The sequence below is a fragment of the Proteus sp. G4415 genome (assembly GCF_963896075.1).
GTDB classification, from domain to species: domain Bacteria; phylum Pseudomonadota; class Gammaproteobacteria; order Enterobacterales; family Enterobacteriaceae; genus Proteus; species Proteus mirabilis.
Map to the genome: position 1 here is coordinate 1 of NZ_CAWQOK010000147.1, position 17291 is coordinate 17291.

The following is a 17291-nucleotide window of genomic DNA, read 5'->3' on the forward strand; positions in this document are numbered from 1 at the left end:
CTTCTTGCTCAAAACCAAGCTTGGTTAATAATGCCCTAGAGGCTTGGTTATCGGGATGTATATCCGCTTCTAAACGGCGTATTGATAGATGTGTTCTTAAATAATCAATAAAAGCAATCATTGCCTCATACATCAACCCTTTTCCTTGAAAGGCGTTATCAAGACAATAACCAATTTCACCACGGCAAGAATGGAGATGATGATTGAAGAATACACACATGCCAATAAGTTTATCTGTTGCTTTATCAATAATGGCTAAACGCAGATATTCCTTACGCTCCATATGCGTAATATCCTGAATAATATCTTCCTTCGCTTGTTGTATATTTTGCCAAGGAAGATGGCTCCAATAACGAGTAACCTCAGGAGAGCTCATGATCTGGAACCACTCTTGAGCATCCTTCATGGCAAAAGAGCGTAATAATAATCGCTCTGTTTCAATACGAATATCAGCATAACGCATTTTACAACTTCTCTTATTGCTGTTTAGGCGAGACAAAAGCGATACATACCGGCTCTGCCAGTGCATCAGGCTCAGAGCGAAACATGATCTCTTGAGTATCTGCTATTTTTAAACTCGGCCAATATTGTAATCCCGCATCAAAATGGGCTTTATCACAGTAATACCCCACCGGGCCAATCAATAAGACACCTTTGTCCTCTAATTGCGCCAACGTAATATGACGGTTATAAATATTAGGGGGCTGAACATCTTTCTCGACAATCCAGGGTTGGGCTGATAGCGGTCTATCTTTGCCATAAAAAGTGACCCACTCATGCATATACTCACCCCCTACATAAGATAAAGGCTGATGATAATGCTGATGCCAAGCATTCTCGACATCTTGTACAAAGGTTTTAACACCAATAAACTTTTGACCCGCATTACGCACATTAGCAGCTTGTACTACCGTATAACCAGATACCACTAACATACCAAAAACCGCTAAACCATATAACACACCACGTAATGAACGCTTAGGTATGACACTAATTGAGCCGACAAAAAGAGCGGTAGCCACTGACATAAAAGGTTGTAACCACTCAGTGATACGTCCCCCTTCATGGAAACTAAACCAAATAAAAATAATCGCTAATGGGAATAGCAAAATAAAATTCAATAATTGACTATCTTGAGAAGTACGCCAACTAACTCGCCCACCATAAAGACGTACAATTCCCCACATTAGTAGCACTGGATAGAAAACCGTTAAAGCGGCACGTAACGTACGTAAATTAAAACGTGCTTCTATTTGTGAGCCGACCCATTTAAAGGCGGCAAAGTCGTTTTGCCACAACCAAATAAAATTAGGTATGACAAACGCCAACCAAATAGCTATCGCAAAGTAAAAATAAGGGGAGCGATAGCTTTGACGAACTTTAGGTACTAATACGCTTAATAAGAATACCGCACCAATCAGGGCTAATGAGGAGTATTTCCCCATAGTAGCCACCCCCATCACTGCAGCGAATCCACACCAATATTTGGGGTTGTCATTGATAGCGCATAAAAAGAAATAGAGCGCCCAAGGCCAGCAACCCACTAAAATATAATTATCGTTATAAGGAATGATATCGAAATTAATAATTCCTGATAAATTTAAACCTAACATGGCAAACCAAGCTAGGTGATAATTTTTGGTTAACTTATAGGCTAAATTCCAAACACCTAATAAGCCGATGGCTATCATCACAAAGTGGATAAAATACCAATAAAAGCTAAAATCAATACCACCATAAATGGCTGGCCACATAATAAAACCAACAAACCAAGGGTTTTTAGGTGAGCCCCAACCGCCATTAGTACCCCAGTTAACCGCTTCTACGGCATCATAAGGTACGGTGGGATCAAATAAATAGCTGACGATAATCCATAAAACCGCATAACCAATTATCCACCAATAAACTGGTTTGCGTAATCGAGCAAATGATAATGTCATAATAAACAGAATGTTAAGTTAATTAGTTTAAATTTATAGTTAATTGCTATCACAATACAGTAAAGTATAGTAAACCGAGCGCTACATTGTACGTGAGTAAATATTAAATTGTCTTAAATTCGTGCTTTTATCGCAAAATAGTTTCTGATAGATTGCGCAACCAATAAGATCACAAATCGAGTTACCATTATGAATATGATTAAAAGAAAACCCGCAGCTAAAACGCGTAAAAAAACACGTGAAGAGCTAAATGCAGAAGGACGTGAACGTAAGCGCCAGAAAAAGCATCGTGGCAATCCTGCTGGTAACCGTCAGCAGGAAGCGATGAAAAAAGAGCAAGCGCAAACCAATGAACAGAAAGATCCACGTATTGGTAGTAAAAAACCCATCCCTCTCATCGTGGATAATCAGGCGCCTAAAGTAGATAAGAAAAAATCCACGCCAGCAAAAATGGAGCCTATGCGCTTATCGTTAGAAGAAGAGTTAGCACTCTTAGAGAATGATACTCGTTTAGATGAATTACTCTCTCGTCTGGAAGAAGGGGGTAAACTCAATCCAGAAGAGCAAGCTTATACTGAAAAAACCCTTGATCGCATCGATGCGTTAATGGCGGAATTAGGCATTGAGTTTGAAGAAGATGACGATGAAGAAAAAACAGAAGATATTATGCAGTTATTAAAAGGTAAGTAATTTATCGTTACCCTATCTTAATCTGACAGATACCAAATATATATTGGTATCTGTTCATTTCCTTTCTCTCTATTTTAGAGAGTCATAATTAGAAATTATGATTTTTTATTTAAATTTATTTTTTAAATAAAAGCTCAGACAACTCTATCTATTTCTTATTAATTAACCCTGATATTCTATTTTTCTTCTTTTAATATACGAGTAATAATAAGTATGGATAATAAACAACACTATTTAGATATCGCCGCAGGGCAAGGAAAAAAAGAGCCCTCTCGTATAGTGGCATTCCCTGCACAGCCACTAAACTATGCATTGATAGAACAACGCCTAGAAGAACAGACCGAATACACAGATGGTGAGATAAGCTATCTTAGTGATGATCTTGATGAAGGTTTTTTCTATCATTGCCAACATGGCGATGATGAGCTCCATTTTTTTATCTGTCTGCTACCACGATCAGAAGATTATCAAATACGTCCTATGTATGCGACAGATGAGATGACTCCTGAGCTATTAGCCCATGCCAATGCCACCACTCAAGACATCTTATTAGAAACGATGTTCTCTGACACCCTACATCCTTTAGCGAGTTATCGCCATCAGCTCAATCTACTGAACATAATTGCGCCAGAAATGATCCTCGCACTGGATGAATCTGCCGCAGGTAAAGGATTAACTCCCGAATGGATACGCTTTCAATTGGAGACACCCGATCTCTATCCTGAAGTAGAAAGTTTGTATGTTATTCATGCAGTTTACGATACAGAAAATGATCCACCAACCATGTTCTGGTTTCATACCCATGGCTTGCAACGTTGTGGCTTAACTGAAGTTGATTTAGTGATCCCAAGCATGTTGGAATCTTACTACGGTATTCCTGATCTTTTCCGTTGCTTCGTCAATAACAGTATTAACAACCGCCAAATTGAATTTGGCGAGCCGATGCTTTGTGGACAAACTTCGTCAGGATTAGAATATTTAGTCGCGCTACCCTTTGAAGAAGGTATACGTCACGTTAATCAGTCCACACCTTTAGATAGTCTTAGACCATTAGAAGAGATGCGTTATAACACTCAAAGGGCACCACATGGCGTATTTCTGGGCGATATGGCTGATAGAGACGAATATCATCAGCACCCATCATCGATGTTATTTAGAACTAATGAAGAAAACCCTATTTTAGAAACTTTCTTTAAAGGTTATGAAGAACAACAAGCCATGATGCTACTACGCAGTAACGAAGAAACCTACGAAATGGCAGAAAAGGCCAAAAGGCGTTGGCAATATTTTCTCTCCATGTTTGATAACTACCATCAGCCCCCCGTAGAGAAAAAAACCGGTTTCTTGGCAAAATTATTAGGTAGTAAAGAGAGCAATGAAGAAACTGAGAGCCCATGGCAATTTATGATTAAGTTTGGTATTCCTTATGGTGATAAGGAAGAAAAAGAGCTTGAGCACATGTGGTTTATCCCTCAGTCTCGAGAAGGTGACCGAATTTATGCTAAGTTACTTAACGTACCATTCTATGTACAAGAAATGGAAGAAGGTGGCATTTATCCCATTGATATTGCGTTCATCACTGATTGGGTTATCTCTTATGAAGGTTATAGTTATACCCCTAATACGATTTATCAACTTTTTAGCCACCAGCAGACTCACTAATCCCACTAATTAACTAGCACTATTCTCTGCAACGGGATCTGTCAGTATGACCTTGATGATAGATCCCGTTAATAGCATTCACTGATTGTTACACTAATGATGCGCAATTATCTCTAACTGTTACAGTTTGTTTTTTGATGAATAACAGTACAGCCTTCACGGCATTTATCTGATAGCTTTTCGACCATTATTATAAATTAAATTGATGTACATCAAGAGAACACATAGCCATTGTGGGCTAAATTATACTCAATAAAGATGGTTATAATTCTCATTTGCATTAAATATTTACCTAATCACCCTATTTTTCTTGTGCGTTTTCTTTTTAAATGCGTTAATAATTATCAGTATCATTATTTTTTGTATCAATATAATTAGTGGAAGGACGTTTTATGTCTCTCATTCCAAATCATAGCTACAAGATCCTCAGCTATTCCCCGCAAATTAGCCCTGCCTATCGGCAGAAGCTATTATCATTAGGGATGCTGCCAGGCGCTATTTTCAATGTGATCCGTATCGCACCTTTAGGTGATCCTATCCAAATTGAAACTCATCGGGTCTCTTTAATTTTGCGTAAAAAAGATCTCGCTTTGATAAATCTTAGCGAAATCGCTCATAACGAAAAATAACAGCTTATTTATCAACTACTCAGGCAATACAACTACTGGCATCACTATTATGACTCCTCTTACTATTGGTCTTATCGGTAATCCTAATGCGGGTAAAACAACGCTTTTTAATCAGTTAACAGGCTCTCGTCAACGTGTCGGTAACTGGGCGGGTGTTACTGTTGAACGTAAGGTAGGTCGCTTTACAACCAAAAATCATAAAATTGAATTAGTTGACTTACCGGGCACTTATTCTTTAACAACAATTTCAGAACAGACCTCTCTGGATGAGCAAATTGCTTGTCACTTCATCTTAAGTAATGAAGCGGATATGTTGATTAACGTTGTAGATGCTTCCAATCTTGAACGTAATCTTTATCTCACATTACAACTGCTTGAACTCGGTATTCCCTGTATCGTGGCACTGAATATGCTTGATATTGCTGAACACCAAAATATGCAAATTGATATTCAAGCACTTTCTGAACAACTCGGTTGTCCGGTGATCCCTATGGTATCAACCAAGGCATCAGGGATTGATAAACTGAAAGACACTATTGATAGCTTTCCAGCCACCAAAAGAAAACCCGAAGAGTTACTAACTTCTTATCCAACATGGTTATTAAACGAAGTTGAATCTTTAGCTGAAAAAATTAATCACGATGAATTCAATTTACAGCAACGCCGTTGGATGGCATTACAATGTTTAGAAGGGGATATCTATACTCATCAACGTGCTGAAATTACCTCACAAGAGATAAAAGCCATTCGTCAGCGCATTCAAACTGAGCATAGTAATGAGCCAGAATTAGTGATTGCCGATGCACGTTATCAAAACATTGAGCGTATTTGCCATGCAGTCATTAATATGGAGTCCATTAAGCCCAATCAGCTCACACAAAATATCGATAAAGTGATATTAAATCGCTGGTTAGGTGTTCCTATCTTCTTGTTTGTCATGTATTTAATGTTTGTGCTTGCCATCAATATTGGTGGAGCATTGCAACCCGCGTTTGAAGGTGGCTCTGAAGCTATCTTTATACATGGGATCCAATGGCTAGGTGCAACATTCAATTTCCCTGAATGGTTAACTATTTTCCTTGCTCAAGGTGTTGGTGGTGGTATTAATACTGTACTCCCTCTGGTACCACAAATCGGCATGATGTATCTCTTTTTATCTATCCTTGAAGACTCTGGCTATATGGCACGTGCTGCTTTCGTGATGGATAGATTAATGCAAGCGCTAGGATTGCCCGGTAAATCCTTTGTACCGCTGATTGTTGGATTTGGTTGTAACGTCCCATCTATTATGGGGGCACGTACTCTAGACGCCCCAAGAGAGCGATTAATTACTATCTTAATGGCTCCCTTTATGTCTTGTGGTGCACGTTTAGCCATATTTGCTGTTTTTGCTGCCGCATTCTTTGGTAAAAATGGCGCCAGCGTGGTTTTTTCACTTTATTTATTAGGGATCCTTGTTGCTATTTTGACGGGTTTACTACTCAAACATACCATTATGCGAGGTGAAGCTTCTCCTTTTGTCATGGAGTTGCCGGTTTATCACGTTCCCCATATCAAAACCTTATTAATACAAACTTGGCAACGTTTAAAAGGCTTTGTTATCCGCGCGGGTAAAGTGATTATCATCGCCAGTATGTTTATTGGTGCATTAAATAGCTTCACTTTTTCCGGTAAAGCGGCTGATAGTATTAATGATTCTGCCCTCGCTTCCGTCAGTAAAGTAATCACTCCGTTATTGCAACCTATTGGTGTGCATAACGATAACTGGCAAGCTACCGTTGGTTTAGTCACTGGGGCAATGGCAAAAGAAGTGGTTGTGGGAACATTAAATACACTGTACACCGCAGAAAGTATTGTTAATGAACCTTTCGTTCCTGAAGAGTTTGATCTATGGGGCGAAATTGGTGACGCCTTTGCTGAAACTTGGGATAGCTTAAAAGAAACCTTTACATTCGCCGCACTTTCCAACCCTATTGAGGCAAGTAAAGGTGATGGTGAAATGGATACGGGGACTATGGGTACCATGGGCAGCAAATTTGGTAGTGCAATAGCGGCCTATAGCTACTTAATTTTCGTTCTACTATATGTGCCTTGTGTCTCCGTAATGGGGGCTATTGCTCGTGAAACCAGTCGTGGTTGGATGACATTCTCTATTCTTTGGGGATTAAATATTGCTTACTCACTTGCCGCGTTATTCTACCAAACAGCGACATTTAGCGAACATCCACAAAGTAGTACCATCACCATTGCTGCTGTATTGATATTTAACTTAATTGTCTTTGTACTATTACGTAAATCTCGTCATCGTCTCAGTTTTAATTTAAGTAACAAACGCTCATTAGCGAAACAGTGCTGTGGTAAACAAGGTAGCTGTCACTAAGTCACAAAAGGAAAAATAAGATGGCAAGTTTGATGCAAGTTCGTGATTGTGTCGCGCTTAACGGTCGGGCTGATGCTCGTCTTGTCAGCCATCAGCTTAATATGCCTGAACCTATGGTAAAGGCGATGTTAGAGCGGCTTACGTTAATGGGTAAATTACAAGAGGTAGATGTAGAAGAGTGCTTGGTGGGTAGCTGTAAAAGCTGCCCTGAAGCCACCGCATGTCAGACTAAAGTTTATCAGTTACGCTCCTAACTCACTGTCTCTTTTAAACATATACCTTCCATATCCCCCTGCTATCTCACAGGGGGTTTTTCTGATAATCAAAATGAATTTTTTTCAACTTTTGCTGGTTATTCTTCATTTTACTTTTCCCACCATCTGCGCATAATCCAATCCTTAAATAGCCATAAAGACATCTAAATGTCCAAAATGAAATTATATACATTTACCTTAATTAGGATAATAAATTATGCCGATTACTGAATTCTCATCCATTATCTCTACGGGTACACAAGGTGGGTTGCAGATGCAATGTGCTTCTCGCCAATTTCAATTATTACTTGATGAGCCTATTTCATTGGGTGGAAACGACACCGCGATGACCCCCGTTGAAGCGTTACTTGGCACACTTGGTGCTTGTAAATGCATTGTTGCTAAGAGCTTCGCCCGCCTACATCATATTAATCTCCATAATATTCGTATTGAGGTAAAAGGCGAGCTAGATATCGATGGCTTTATGGGAAAGAATAAACAGGCTAAAATCGGCTTTAGTAAGATAACGACGCATTTCTATATCCAAGCAGATAATAGTAAAACAGAAATAGAAGCTTTTATCGCCTTTATTGAACGAACCTGCCCTATATTAGATACCATAACCAACCCACCAGAATGCGAAACGCTATATCATCTTGAATAGCCTATTAGCGTTATAACCTCTTCATTCATGCCAGAATTGATAAGGCCTCACACTGCTTTAACAAGGTTTCACTAAATTCATCCGGATGAGAAATAAAGGGAGCATGTGCGGCATGGCGAAAAATAACCGAAGGAGAGTCAGGATAATGAGCATCTAATAAAGCTGCGACTTTTCTTGGCACTAAACCATCTAAATAACCATAAAGCCGAATAAAAGGACAACATAAGGTAGTAAGCTGTTCTCGCAAATCTTCTGTACGTAAAATTTCCAGCCCGCCGTTTAATGTTTCAACGGAAGGCAAAGGTTGTGCCAACACGACCGCTTTCAAGGCCTTAGTATCTTCACGAGCACTTTGAGTACCGAGTGTTTGCAAGGCTAAAAAGCGCTCAACCGTTCGATGAAAGTTATCACTCAATTGTTGCTCGAAACCTTTTAACACGTCTGGCTTAATTCCTGGCCATGTTTCATGAGCAGCAAAACAGGGGGAAGAGGCAACGGTAATTAACGCCCGTACATTATTAGGATTATCAAGTGCAATACGGCTTGCCACTAATCCCCCTAATGACCATCCTAGCCAAATGGCTTTTTTTTCAGGCGCCTGTGAAAAAACAATATCAGCCATCTCTTTAAGCGTTAGCACAGGAAAACCTTGGCTTCTGCCGTATCCCGGTAAATCAACCAGATGCAGGGTAAAATGCGAGCTTAATCGCGTGATGATTGATTGCCAAACCTGAGCATTCAAGCCCCATCCGTGCAATAGCACAAGATGCGTTTTTCCTTCACCTAAAGTCTGCCAATACAATTTATTCATTGTTATGCTCTCTTCTCTTATTTTACAGGGATGTTCACTATGCTGATAACAATAGCAGGATATTGCTGGTTATGTCGTCAACCATTGCGGTATGGTAACCACAGCATTTGTTCAAGTTGTATTCGTCATCTGCCACAACAAAATAATCGTTGTCCGGGATGTTTGTATCCCTCTACCCACTCAATGATATTGTGTGGACGGTGTTTGCGATCACCACCTCGCTGGAAACAGATGTTGACAGTCACTGACTATCGCCCACCGCTTAATAAATTATTACACCTTTATAAATATCATCCTCGCCCTCAGATAGCATTATGTCTTGCGAAACTTTTTTTATTACGGTGGCTTGCTCATCGTCGCGAGAATTTAGTTCGCAAGCCAGAGCAAATTATTAGCGTACCGCTACATCGACATCGTCGTTGGCGTAGAGGCTTCGACCAAGTTGAGGCTATCGCTAAACCTTTGGCAAGATGGTTAAATTGTCCTTATCACCCTAATACCTTGATAAGAACTCGTGCTACACTGGCACAAACACATCTTAATGCCAAACAAAGGCAACAAAATTTAGATAATGCCTTTATCGTAAATCGCACAGTGTCAGTGGCAGGCAAGGATCTGGCACTGATTGATGATGTTATCACCACAAGCGCGACGCTCAATGCTATTGTACCTTTGCTATTTCGTGCTGGAGCACGCTCTGTTGAGGTATGGGCTATTTGCCGAACCTTGTAGTTAACCGTCAATTGGGCGTATGATAACCAACCAGAACAGTCAACTATTGAGCAAGACGATATGATTACTATTACTGATGCCGCACAGGCACACTTCGCCAAACTATTGGCTAATCAAGAACCCAATACTCAAATCCGTGTTTTTGTCATTAACCCAGGAACACCTAACGCTGAGTGTGGCGTTTCTTACTGTCCACCCGATGCAGTAGAGCCGAACGACACAGAAATTAAATTTGAAAAACTTTCTGCTTATGTTGATGACATCAGTGCACCTTTCTTAGAAGATGCAGAAATTGACTTTGTCACAGACCAATTAGGCTCACAATTAACATTAAAAGCACCTAATGCAAAAATGCGTAAAGTGGCTGACGATGCGCCTTTAATTGAACGTGTTGAATATGTACTGCAATCACAAATCAATCCACAGTTAGCGAGTCACGGTGGCCGCGTAAGCTTGATGGAAATCACTGAAGATGGCTATGCTATCTTACAATTCGGTGGTGGTTGTAATGGCTGCTCCATGATTGATGTCACTTTAAAAGATGGTATCGAAAAAGAGCTACTTAACCTGTTCCCAGAAGAGTTAAAAGGCGTGAAAGATTTAACCGAACACCAACGTGGTGATCACTCCTACTACTGATCCTCTATTACAAATCCCCTTTGATATTCACCTGCACAGATATCCTAGGGGATTTGTGTATATGCCATTATCATTTACAAAAGGTAACGCCATCTTTACTGATTTGACGTTATTATAGTGATATCGTTCTCTCGCTCAGAACATAACAATGTAATTAACAATATAATAAATAAGACAATTATGGATAGTTTTCAATTTCTTAGTGTTGAACAAGCCTATCAATTTTGGGTATCTCAATCGGCTATTTTAGTTGATGTAAGAGATCCGCAAAGTTATCGTCTTGGTCATGCCACTGGCGCTTTTCATTTAACAAATGATACGCTTAACCAATTTCTACAAGATGCTGATTTTGATGTTCCTGTGATGGTGATGTGTTATCACGGTCATAGTAGCCAAGGCGCAGCACAATATCTGGTCAATATGGGCTTTGAAACCGTATATAGTATTAATGGCGGTTTTGAAGCATGGCTAAGAGAGTTTCCTCAAGCGATAACTTCTCTGCAATAATTACAGATGAGTTTCTCAATGATCCACATTATCACACTATCTAACCCGCAACTTGCTGATATGTTCGTCAATTATATGGCGACAAAAGGTGTTCGGATCCACGCAAAAACAGAAAATCAACAAGTCAGCCTTTGGTTGGAAAACGAACAACAACTCAATCAGGTTGAAAGTGAGCTAAAAACCTTTCTTCGTGAACCTTTTCACCCTCGTTACCAAGCGGCAAGTTGGCAAACAGGTACGCCTCAACGTACGGGTCTACAATATCGCCCGGCTTTTTCAATCAAAAGCATGGTGCAACAATCAGGCCCTTTAACGGTTTTGACCATTATTTTATGTGTGCTCGTCTTTATCTGGCAGCAAATAGTGGGCGATTACAATGTCATGTTACACCTTGCATGGCCATACGATGCTAGTCTCGATTTTGAACTATGGCGTTATATCACCCCAGCATTTGTTCACTTTTCGCTCATGCATATCGCCTTTAATTTAGCGATGTGGTGGTATTTAGCCAGCCAAACAGAAAAACAACTGGGTACAGGCAAATTATTTGTCATTATGCTCATTTCTGCGCTATTTAGTAATTGGGCACAATCACTGTTTGCAGAATCCAACTTTGGTGGACTTTCTGGTGTTGTTTACGCGCTAATTAGCTATGTTGGCTTAACAGGTTTGCGGGCTCCAGAAAAAGGGATCGGTGTTCCTACCGGCTTAATTGTTTTTTCCATATTGTGGATAATCGCGGGTTATATGGGCGTTTTAGGTGATTCTATCGGAAATGCTGCACATTTTGCCGGCTTCCTTATCGGCTTATTGATGGCTTTGTGGGATAATCGACATCAATTATCTCGTCAATCATAATAAAATTAACATGATATTTTTAACTTTAGGGGACACCTGTGAAGCAAACACAACGGCATGATGCCATCATCGAACTGGTACGCTTACAAGGCTATGTCAGCACCGAAGAATTGGTGGAACATTTTGAGGTCAGCCCACAGACTATCCGACGTGATTTAAATGAATTAGCGGAAAAGAACAAAATCCAACGTCATCATGGAGGCGCTGCATTACCATCTAGCTCTGTGAATGCCGCTTACCACGACCGTAAGATCATGTGGTCTGATGAAAAATCACGTATTGCCCAACGTGTTGCTAGCTTAATTCCTGATGGTGCAACACTATTTATTGATATTGGTACTACCCCTGAAGCCGTAGCCCATGCACTGATTAACCATAAAAATCTGCGTATCGTCACTAATAATCTGAATGTCGCCACTTTATTGATGGATAAAGAAGACTTTCGCTTGATCTTAGCGGGTGGCGAAGTGCGTACCCGTGATGGTGGTATTGTCGGTGAAGCCACCCTGGATTTTATCTCTCAATTCCGCCTTGATTACGGCATCTTAGGGATAAGTGGTATTGATATGGACGGATCTTTGTTGGAATTTGACTACCATGAAGTCCGCACTAAACGTGCCATAATCGAAAATTCTCGTTGTGTTATGCTAGTGACCGACCACTCTAAATTTGGCCGTAACGCGATGGTCAATCTTGGTAATATGAATCTGATTGATTACCTTTTCACCGACCAAGAGCCACCATCTGGCATTCAAAAAATTATTGAACAACATAACGTTCAGCTTGAGCTTTGCTAGGATAACCCTCTATTAAAAAGTACCTTTCGGGGTACTTTTTCCTAAAATTTTCCGCTTTTTTTACCTATTTATTCTTTTGTCAAACCCCATTCCCTTTCCTATTCTTATCAATAACATCATTTGTTCTTTTCAGTTAATAAGCACACTAAATGTAGGGATATGATAATAAATTGTTATTTATATCACGCAGTAATGTTTTTTATCGGTTATATAGTTGGCATTTCCAACAAAATTCATTACAATTATGAGCGAAAACGAACATTAAAGAATTGTTTCGCGCATTCTTAGGAGGATGTTATGGAAACTAAAGACTTGATTGTCATCGGCGGCGGAATAAACGGCGCTGGAATTGCGGCGGATGCAGCAGGCCGAGGCCTTTCAGTATTAATGCTGGAAGCTCAAGACTTAGCCAGTGCAACATCTTCCGCTAGCTCAAAATTAATTCATGGTGGCTTACGCTATTTAGAGCATTACGAATTCCGTTTAGTCAGTGAAGCATTGGCTGAACGTGAAGTTTTATTGCGTTTGGCACCTCATATCGCATTTCCGATGCGTTTCCGTTTACCGCATCAACCTCATCTACGCCCAGCATGGATGATCCGCATTGGTTTATTCCTCTATGATCACCTAGGCAAACGTGTCAGTTTACCGGGCAGTAAAAGTATTAAATTCGGGGCTAACTCTGTCTTAAAACCTGAATTAACTCGTGGTTTTGAATATTCCGACTGTTGGGTAGATGATGCTCGTTTAGTAGTATTAAATGCGCAAGAGATCGTTCGTCGTGGCGGTGAAGTTCGTACTCGTACCAAAGTGACGCGCGCTTGGCGTGAAAACGATTTATGGATGGTGGAAGCACAAGATTTACGCACCGGTGAAACTTCTCGCTATCAAGCAAAAGCATTAGTGAATGCAGCCGGTCCTTGGGTTAAAACATTATTCGATGAAGGGTTAAAATTAAAATCACCTTATGGTATTCGCTTAATCAAAGGTAGCCATATTGTGATCCCACGTGCTCACGATGAACCCCAAGCCTATATCTTACAAAATGAAGATAACCGCATTGTATTCGTGATCCCTTGGATGGATGAGTTCTCTATTATTGGTACCACTGATGTTGAATACAAAGGTGATCCAAAAGATGTGGCTATTGATAACAATGAAGTTGAGTACTTATTAAAAGTCTATAACGACCACTTTAAGAAACAACTGACCAAAGACGATATCGTCTGGAATTATTCAGGGGTGCGTCCATTGTGTGATGACGAATCCGATTCGCCACAAGCTATCACTCGTGACTATACCTTAGATGTACATGATGATAATGGTAAAACACCACTACTCTCTGTGTTTGGTGGTAAATTAACGACTTATCGTAAACTCGGTGAACACGCGGTTGATAAGCTAAATGCTTATTTCCCTAATATGGGTCAAGCGTGGACAAAAGAGGGTCAATTACCGGGGGGGAACTTAGAAGGTTACGATCGTGATGGCTATTCACGTCTTATTCGCCAACGTCATCCTTGGTTACCAGAAGCATTAGCACTACGTTTTGCTCGCACTTATGGTAGCAATACTGAAGTGTTGCTAGAAGGAATTACTGATTTAGCCGGAATGGGCGAAAATTTCGGTCATAATCTTTACGAAGCTGAATTACGTTATTTAGTTAAACATGAGTGGGTGATTGAGCTTGATGATGCTATTTGGCGTCGTACCAAACTTGGTATGTGGCTTAATGATGAACAAAAACAACGTATTACGCAATGGTTAGAGGCAAATACGCACACAGCATAATGCAGTAAAATATTCTCTGACTCTGTTCAATGTTCTTATTAGCAATTTTTGTGGCGCGATAATAGCGCCACTTTTTTTATTGCCGCATATGATGCTATTGACATTACACCTGACAAACCCATCAATAATTGCTTCAGCTGGTTTTGCACTGTTTTTGCAAAAATTCCATTAAAACCACAGCATTATTCTGTTTTTCATCTTTAGCGGAATACAGTAATACTAATGGTTTTTCTTTGGCTACCTTCAATAGTGGTTGCCAACTTTCCGGTATTGCTTCTAATTCTTTTATATAGCGAGCCGTAAATTGTGTGAAATCGCCATTTTCATGAAACCATTTTCTTAATTCAGTAGAAGGCGCGAGCGCTTTATTCCATTCATCATAATGAAAATCGCTCTTTTTCACCCCTCTAGGCCATAATCTATCCACTAATACACGATAACCTTCATGCTTACCGTCTTTATCATCATAGACACGTTTACAAGTGATCATTTCTACTCCCATTCAATCAATGAGTTAATTTTATTATAGAAGAAAATCTTCAAACGTATCCCTTCTGCGACTTTACGTTATTTAAGGTTGTCATCGTGCAACATGAAATTTTCTCCTCTTCCGATTGAATTATCCTCATTGAAACTAAGGTGAATAACTGTTGACTAAATAACCGAATTAAGAGAATCTACATCTAGACGTCTAAATGGTTAGATGGGTAAAAATAAGTAGCGATACTTAACGGAATAACAATAACAACATGTGACACAACGATTGATGAGGTATAGGTATGAGCTTTTATCACGCAAGCCAGCATGAAGCGCTTAATCAAAATCTTGCTGAATTAGATGGCCAGATCCAAGTTTCTTTTGAGTTTTTTCCTCCTCGCACACAAGAGATGGAAAATACACTCTGGCAATCACTGGCTCGTCTAAATACCTTAAAACCTAGCTTTGTTTCGGTCACTTATGGTGCAAATTCAGGTGAACGAGATAGAACACATGCCATTATTAAAGATATAAAAGAGCGTACAGGCCTTGAGGCGGCACCACATTTAACCTGCATTGATGCCTGTCGTGAAGAATTACAGCATATTGCCCAAGACTATTGGCAAAGTGGCATTCGTCATATTGTGGCGCTACGGGGAGATTTACCTGATAACAGCCAGAAGCCAGATATGTATGCCGTTGATCTGGTTCATTTACTGAAAGATGTAGGAGATTTTGATATTTCGGTTGCTGCTTATCCAGAAGTGCATCCCGAAGCTAAAAGCGCACAGGCTGATCTTATTAATTTAAAAAAGAAAGTGGATGCCGGCGCTAATCGAGCCATTACACAATTTTTCTTTGATGTAGAAAGTTACTTACGCTTTCGTGATCGCTGTGTTTCAACGGGTATTGATGTAGAAATTGTTCCAGGTATTTTACCTGTCACCAATTTTAAACAGTTAAAACGTTTTGCCGGATTAACCAATGTGAAGATCCCCGGTTGGATGCATAAAATGTTTGATGGCTTAGATAACGATCCAGAAACTCGCGCACTGGTTGGGGCTTCTATCGCTATTGATATGGTGAAAATTTTAAGCCGTGAGGGCGTGAAAGATTTCCATTTTTACACTCTTAACCGCTCTGAATTGACCTACGCCATTTGCCATACATTAGGTGTTCGCCCACAACTTGCGAAGGTTTAGTCTTATCACCCCGCCCATAGTCTATTGGCGGGGTTTTTCTAGGCGAGATTATTTTGCAAAATGATAAGGTTGCTCGATAGGAAGTAAGCTATATGCAGTATCTAGATCGCCATTAGTAATACAAGTATCTATTTTACGCACTTTATCAGTAATATCGGTAATATTAACAATCCACTCATTGCAATATTTTTCTACTGCTTGATTACGTAACCCTATTTGAATAGTGCGATAACTTAAGCGATTAAGATAAATATCTCGTTCAGGATCCCACTGAATACGAATATCACTGGTTTCTGTTGCTTCTTGCCATTCTTTGGCACTCACATAGTGGTCTGGATCGAAATGACTGACCACACCTTGTGTTAGCATCTGTTGAAAGCCTTCATGGGTAATATCAACAGCCAAAATAGACGCTTGATTGGGATCTTTGCGCCCCCACCCTGAGCGATACATCATCCAAAGAAAGGAGGGTTTTACCCAAGTCATACGGGTCATACTAAAAGGGGGAGAAACAAAAGTACCATTTGCGACTGCGCTCTGAGCGATAGTAGTAGAATAGGCTTGGTAAACACGGACAAAATCATCCGTATAGTATGCCCTTACTTGACACTCAGGACATCGGTCAACATCATCGTTCATCTTTCTTTAATATCCTTTTATATTAATAAAATGGAGCTATCTGCTTAAATTATGAGCCTCTAACCAGAGATAATCAAGAGCCCCTATTTTCATTAGGGATTTAATAGAATATGACACCGTGACAAGCCATACAAAAGAATGATCATAAAGCGCATAAATTAAAATGGCCATTATCGCTGCAATAATAAAAAATTTAATCTTGCAAAATATATCTTACACTACGTCCACCAGCGCCAAAGGTGCTCAATACATTGTACTGATTATCAAAACGACTCGATCACGAAATTTACATTAAGTTCTCTTTTATTTTCTGATCACTAGCGCTGACTAAATAATTATTTTCTCTTTCCTTCTTTCTTTATAGGAAGAAAGGAAAATATTAAGCAAATAATCACAAATGATACTAATAGTATTCGACCATAGAAATAGGGAAAAAACCGAACAATCAAAACACTATAAAGGACAAAAAAAATAGCAATAATGCTTAATATTAAAGATTGTTTAAGGTCTTTTAAAAAAAAGAAAATATTTTTTTCATACATAGCCTACATTAAAGTCGCATATCTGATGATATAACATTCATCATATCAGAAGAGAATGGGTAGCCATTAACCACATA

18 protein-coding genes are annotated in these 17291 nt (G+C 39.7%); 13 read left to right on the forward strand and 5 right to left on the reverse strand.

The window, feature by feature from the left end; all coding sequences use genetic code 11:
* Together AACU95_RS15660 and AACU95_RS15665 are read right to left on the reverse strand one after the other, a co-directional pair.
* On the reverse strand, window positions 1-463 hold a 463-nt coding region (locus AACU95_RS15660), incomplete at its 3' end, for a GNAT family N-acetyltransferase (RefSeq protein ID WP_161737111.1).
* Between the two features lie 13 nt (window positions 464-476).
* Window positions 477-1940 (reverse strand): glycosyltransferase family 39 protein, encoded by a 1464-nt coding sequence (locus tag AACU95_RS15665; protein WP_161737112.1) that lies wholly within the window; start codon window positions 1938-1940, stop codon window positions 477-479.
* Window positions 1941-2129: 189 nt separating this feature from the next.
* Between AACU95_RS15665 and yihI the strand changes: the two genes are divergently transcribed.
* From yihI to AACU95_RS15695, 6 genes are all read left to right on the forward strand, one after another.
* Window positions 2130-2630 (forward strand): Der GTPase-activating protein YihI, encoded by a 501-nt coding sequence (yihI, locus tag AACU95_RS15670; RefSeq protein ID WP_141192184.1) that lies wholly within the window; start codon window positions 2130-2132, stop codon window positions 2628-2630.
* A 213-nt stretch (window positions 2631-2843) separates the two neighbouring features.
* Complete coding sequence (locus tag AACU95_RS15675; protein ID WP_161737113.1) at window positions 2844-4292, forward strand: DUF4026 domain-containing protein; 1449 nt, start codon at window positions 2844-2846, stop codon at window positions 4290-4292.
* 392 nt (window positions 4293-4684) lie between these two features.
* Window positions 4685-4921, forward strand: coding sequence for a ferrous iron transporter A (feoA, locus tag AACU95_RS15680; RefSeq protein WP_004246763.1), 237 nt, complete (start codon window positions 4685-4687; stop codon window positions 4919-4921).
* Window positions 4922-4970: 49 nt separating this feature from the next.
* A complete protein-coding gene (gene feoB, locus AACU95_RS15685) occupies window positions 4971-7301 on the forward strand; it encodes a Fe(2+) transporter permease subunit FeoB (protein WP_012368551.1) in 2331 nt (776 codons plus the stop codon).
* A 20-nt stretch (window positions 7302-7321) separates the two neighbouring features.
* Complete coding sequence (locus AACU95_RS15690; protein ID WP_004246761.1) at window positions 7322-7555, forward strand: FeoC-like transcriptional regulator; 234 nt, start codon at window positions 7322-7324, stop codon at window positions 7553-7555.
* A gap of 217 nt (window positions 7556-7772) precedes the next feature.
* Entirely contained in the window at window positions 7773-8219 is a 447-nt protein-coding gene (locus AACU95_RS15695) for an OsmC family protein (RefSeq protein WP_004246759.1), read from the forward strand.
* A gap of 25 nt (window positions 8220-8244) precedes the next feature.
* On the opposite strand, the gene bioH is transcribed toward AACU95_RS15695, so the two are convergent.
* Complete coding sequence (gene bioH, locus AACU95_RS15700) at window positions 8245-9030, reverse strand: pimeloyl-ACP methyl ester esterase BioH (protein WP_004246758.1); 786 nt, start codon at window positions 9028-9030, stop codon at window positions 8245-8247.
* 39 nt (window positions 9031-9069) lie between these two features.
* Between bioH and AACU95_RS15705 the strand changes: the two genes are divergently transcribed.
* From AACU95_RS15705 to glpD, 6 genes are all read left to right on the forward strand, one after another.
* The gene (locus AACU95_RS15705; protein ID WP_017827133.1) at window positions 9070-9762 is read left to right on the forward strand and encodes a DNA utilization protein GntX; all 693 of its coding nucleotides are present in this window, start codon (window positions 9070-9072) and stop codon (window positions 9760-9762) included.
* 60 nt (window positions 9763-9822) lie between these two features.
* Entirely contained in the window at window positions 9823-10401 is a 579-nt protein-coding gene (gene nfuA / locus AACU95_RS15710) for a Fe-S biogenesis protein NfuA (RefSeq protein WP_004246756.1), read from the forward strand.
* A 180-nt stretch (window positions 10402-10581) separates the two neighbouring features.
* On the forward strand, window positions 10582-10908 hold the full coding sequence (glpE, locus tag AACU95_RS15715) for a thiosulfate sulfurtransferase GlpE (protein ID WP_004249057.1): 327 nt from the start codon (window positions 10582-10584) through the stop codon (window positions 10906-10908).
* 18 nt (window positions 10909-10926) lie between these two features.
* Window positions 10927-11766, forward strand: a complete 840-nt coding sequence (glpG, locus tag AACU95_RS15720; RefSeq protein ID WP_004246754.1) for a rhomboid family intramembrane serine protease GlpG — start codon at window positions 10927-10929, stop codon at window positions 11764-11766.
* Between the two features lie 38 nt (window positions 11767-11804).
* On the forward strand, window positions 11805-12563 hold the full coding sequence (locus tag AACU95_RS15725) for a DeoR/GlpR family transcriptional regulator (protein WP_004246753.1): 759 nt from the start codon (window positions 11805-11807) through the stop codon (window positions 12561-12563).
* Window positions 12564-12860: 297 nt separating this feature from the next.
* Window positions 12861-14354: a glycerol-3-phosphate dehydrogenase gene (glpD, locus tag AACU95_RS15730; protein ID WP_004246748.1), complete on the forward strand. Its 1494-nt coding sequence runs from the start codon at window positions 12861-12863 to the stop codon at window positions 14352-14354.
* A gap of 133 nt (window positions 14355-14487) precedes the next feature.
* Here the strand turns inward: glpD and AACU95_RS15735 are convergent, their stop codons facing one another.
* Window positions 14488-14844: a DUF488 domain-containing protein gene (locus AACU95_RS15735; RefSeq protein WP_004249056.1), complete on the reverse strand. Its 357-nt coding sequence runs from the start codon at window positions 14842-14844 to the stop codon at window positions 14488-14490.
* A gap of 289 nt (window positions 14845-15133) precedes the next feature.
* Here AACU95_RS15735 and metF point away from each other — a divergent pair, with 289 nt between their 5' ends.
* Window positions 15134-16033 (forward strand): methylenetetrahydrofolate reductase, encoded by a 900-nt coding sequence (gene metF, locus AACU95_RS15740; protein ID WP_004246744.1) that lies wholly within the window; start codon window positions 15134-15136, stop codon window positions 16031-16033.
* Between the two features lie 48 nt (window positions 16034-16081).
* On the opposite strand, the gene AACU95_RS15745 is transcribed toward metF, so the two are convergent.
* The gene (locus AACU95_RS15745; protein ID WP_004246743.1) at window positions 16082-16672 is read right to left on the reverse strand and encodes a DUF4291 domain-containing protein; all 591 of its coding nucleotides are present in this window, start codon (window positions 16670-16672) and stop codon (window positions 16082-16084) included.
* Window positions 16673-17291: the final 619 nt, after the last annotated feature.

Excerpts from the sequence above, each read along its gene's own strand:
- feoB (WP_012368551.1), top strand. The coding sequence starts at position 4,971 with ATGACTCCTCTTACTATTGGTCTTATCGGTAATCCTAATGCGGGTAAA.
- AACU95_RS15675 (WP_161737113.1), top strand. The coding sequence starts at position 2,844 with ATGGATAATAAACAACACTATTTAGATATCGCCGCAGGGCAAGGAAAA.
- glpG (WP_004246754.1), top strand. The coding sequence starts at position 10,927 with ATGATCCACATTATCACACTATCTAACCCGCAACTTGCTGATATGTTC.
- AACU95_RS15695 (WP_004246759.1), top strand. The coding sequence starts at position 7,773 with ATGCCGATTACTGAATTCTCATCCATTATCTCTACGGGTACACAAGGT.
- glpE (WP_004249057.1), top strand. The coding sequence starts at position 10,582 with ATGGATAGTTTTCAATTTCTTAGTGTTGAACAAGCCTATCAATTTTGG.
- AACU95_RS15745 (WP_004246743.1), bottom strand. The coding sequence starts at position 16,672 with ATGAACGATGATGTTGACCGATGTCCTGAGTGTCAAGTAAGGGCATAC.
- feoA (WP_004246763.1), top strand. The coding sequence starts at position 4,685 with ATGTCTCTCATTCCAAATCATAGCTACAAGATCCTCAGCTATTCCCCG.
- bioH (WP_004246758.1), bottom strand. The coding sequence starts at position 9,030 with ATGAATAAATTGTATTGGCAGACTTTAGGTGAAGGAAAAACGCATCTT.
- glpD (WP_004246748.1), top strand. The coding sequence starts at position 12,861 with ATGGAAACTAAAGACTTGATTGTCATCGGCGGCGGAATAAACGGCGCT.
- yihI (WP_141192184.1), top strand. The coding sequence starts at position 2,130 with ATGAATATGATTAAAAGAAAACCCGCAGCTAAAACGCGTAAAAAAACA.
- AACU95_RS15690 (WP_004246761.1), top strand. The coding sequence starts at position 7,322 with ATGGCAAGTTTGATGCAAGTTCGTGATTGTGTCGCGCTTAACGGTCGG.
- AACU95_RS15735 (WP_004249056.1), bottom strand. The coding sequence starts at position 14,844 with ATGATCACTTGTAAACGTGTCTATGATGATAAAGACGGTAAGCATGAA.
- AACU95_RS15705 (WP_017827133.1), top strand. The coding sequence starts at position 9,070 with ATGCTGATAACAATAGCAGGATATTGCTGGTTATGTCGTCAACCATTG.
- AACU95_RS15665 (WP_161737112.1), bottom strand. The coding sequence starts at position 1,940 with ATGACATTATCATTTGCTCGATTACGCAAACCAGTTTATTGGTGGATA.
- metF (WP_004246744.1), top strand. The coding sequence starts at position 15,134 with ATGAGCTTTTATCACGCAAGCCAGCATGAAGCGCTTAATCAAAATCTT.
- nfuA (WP_004246756.1), top strand. The coding sequence starts at position 9,823 with ATGATTACTATTACTGATGCCGCACAGGCACACTTCGCCAAACTATTG.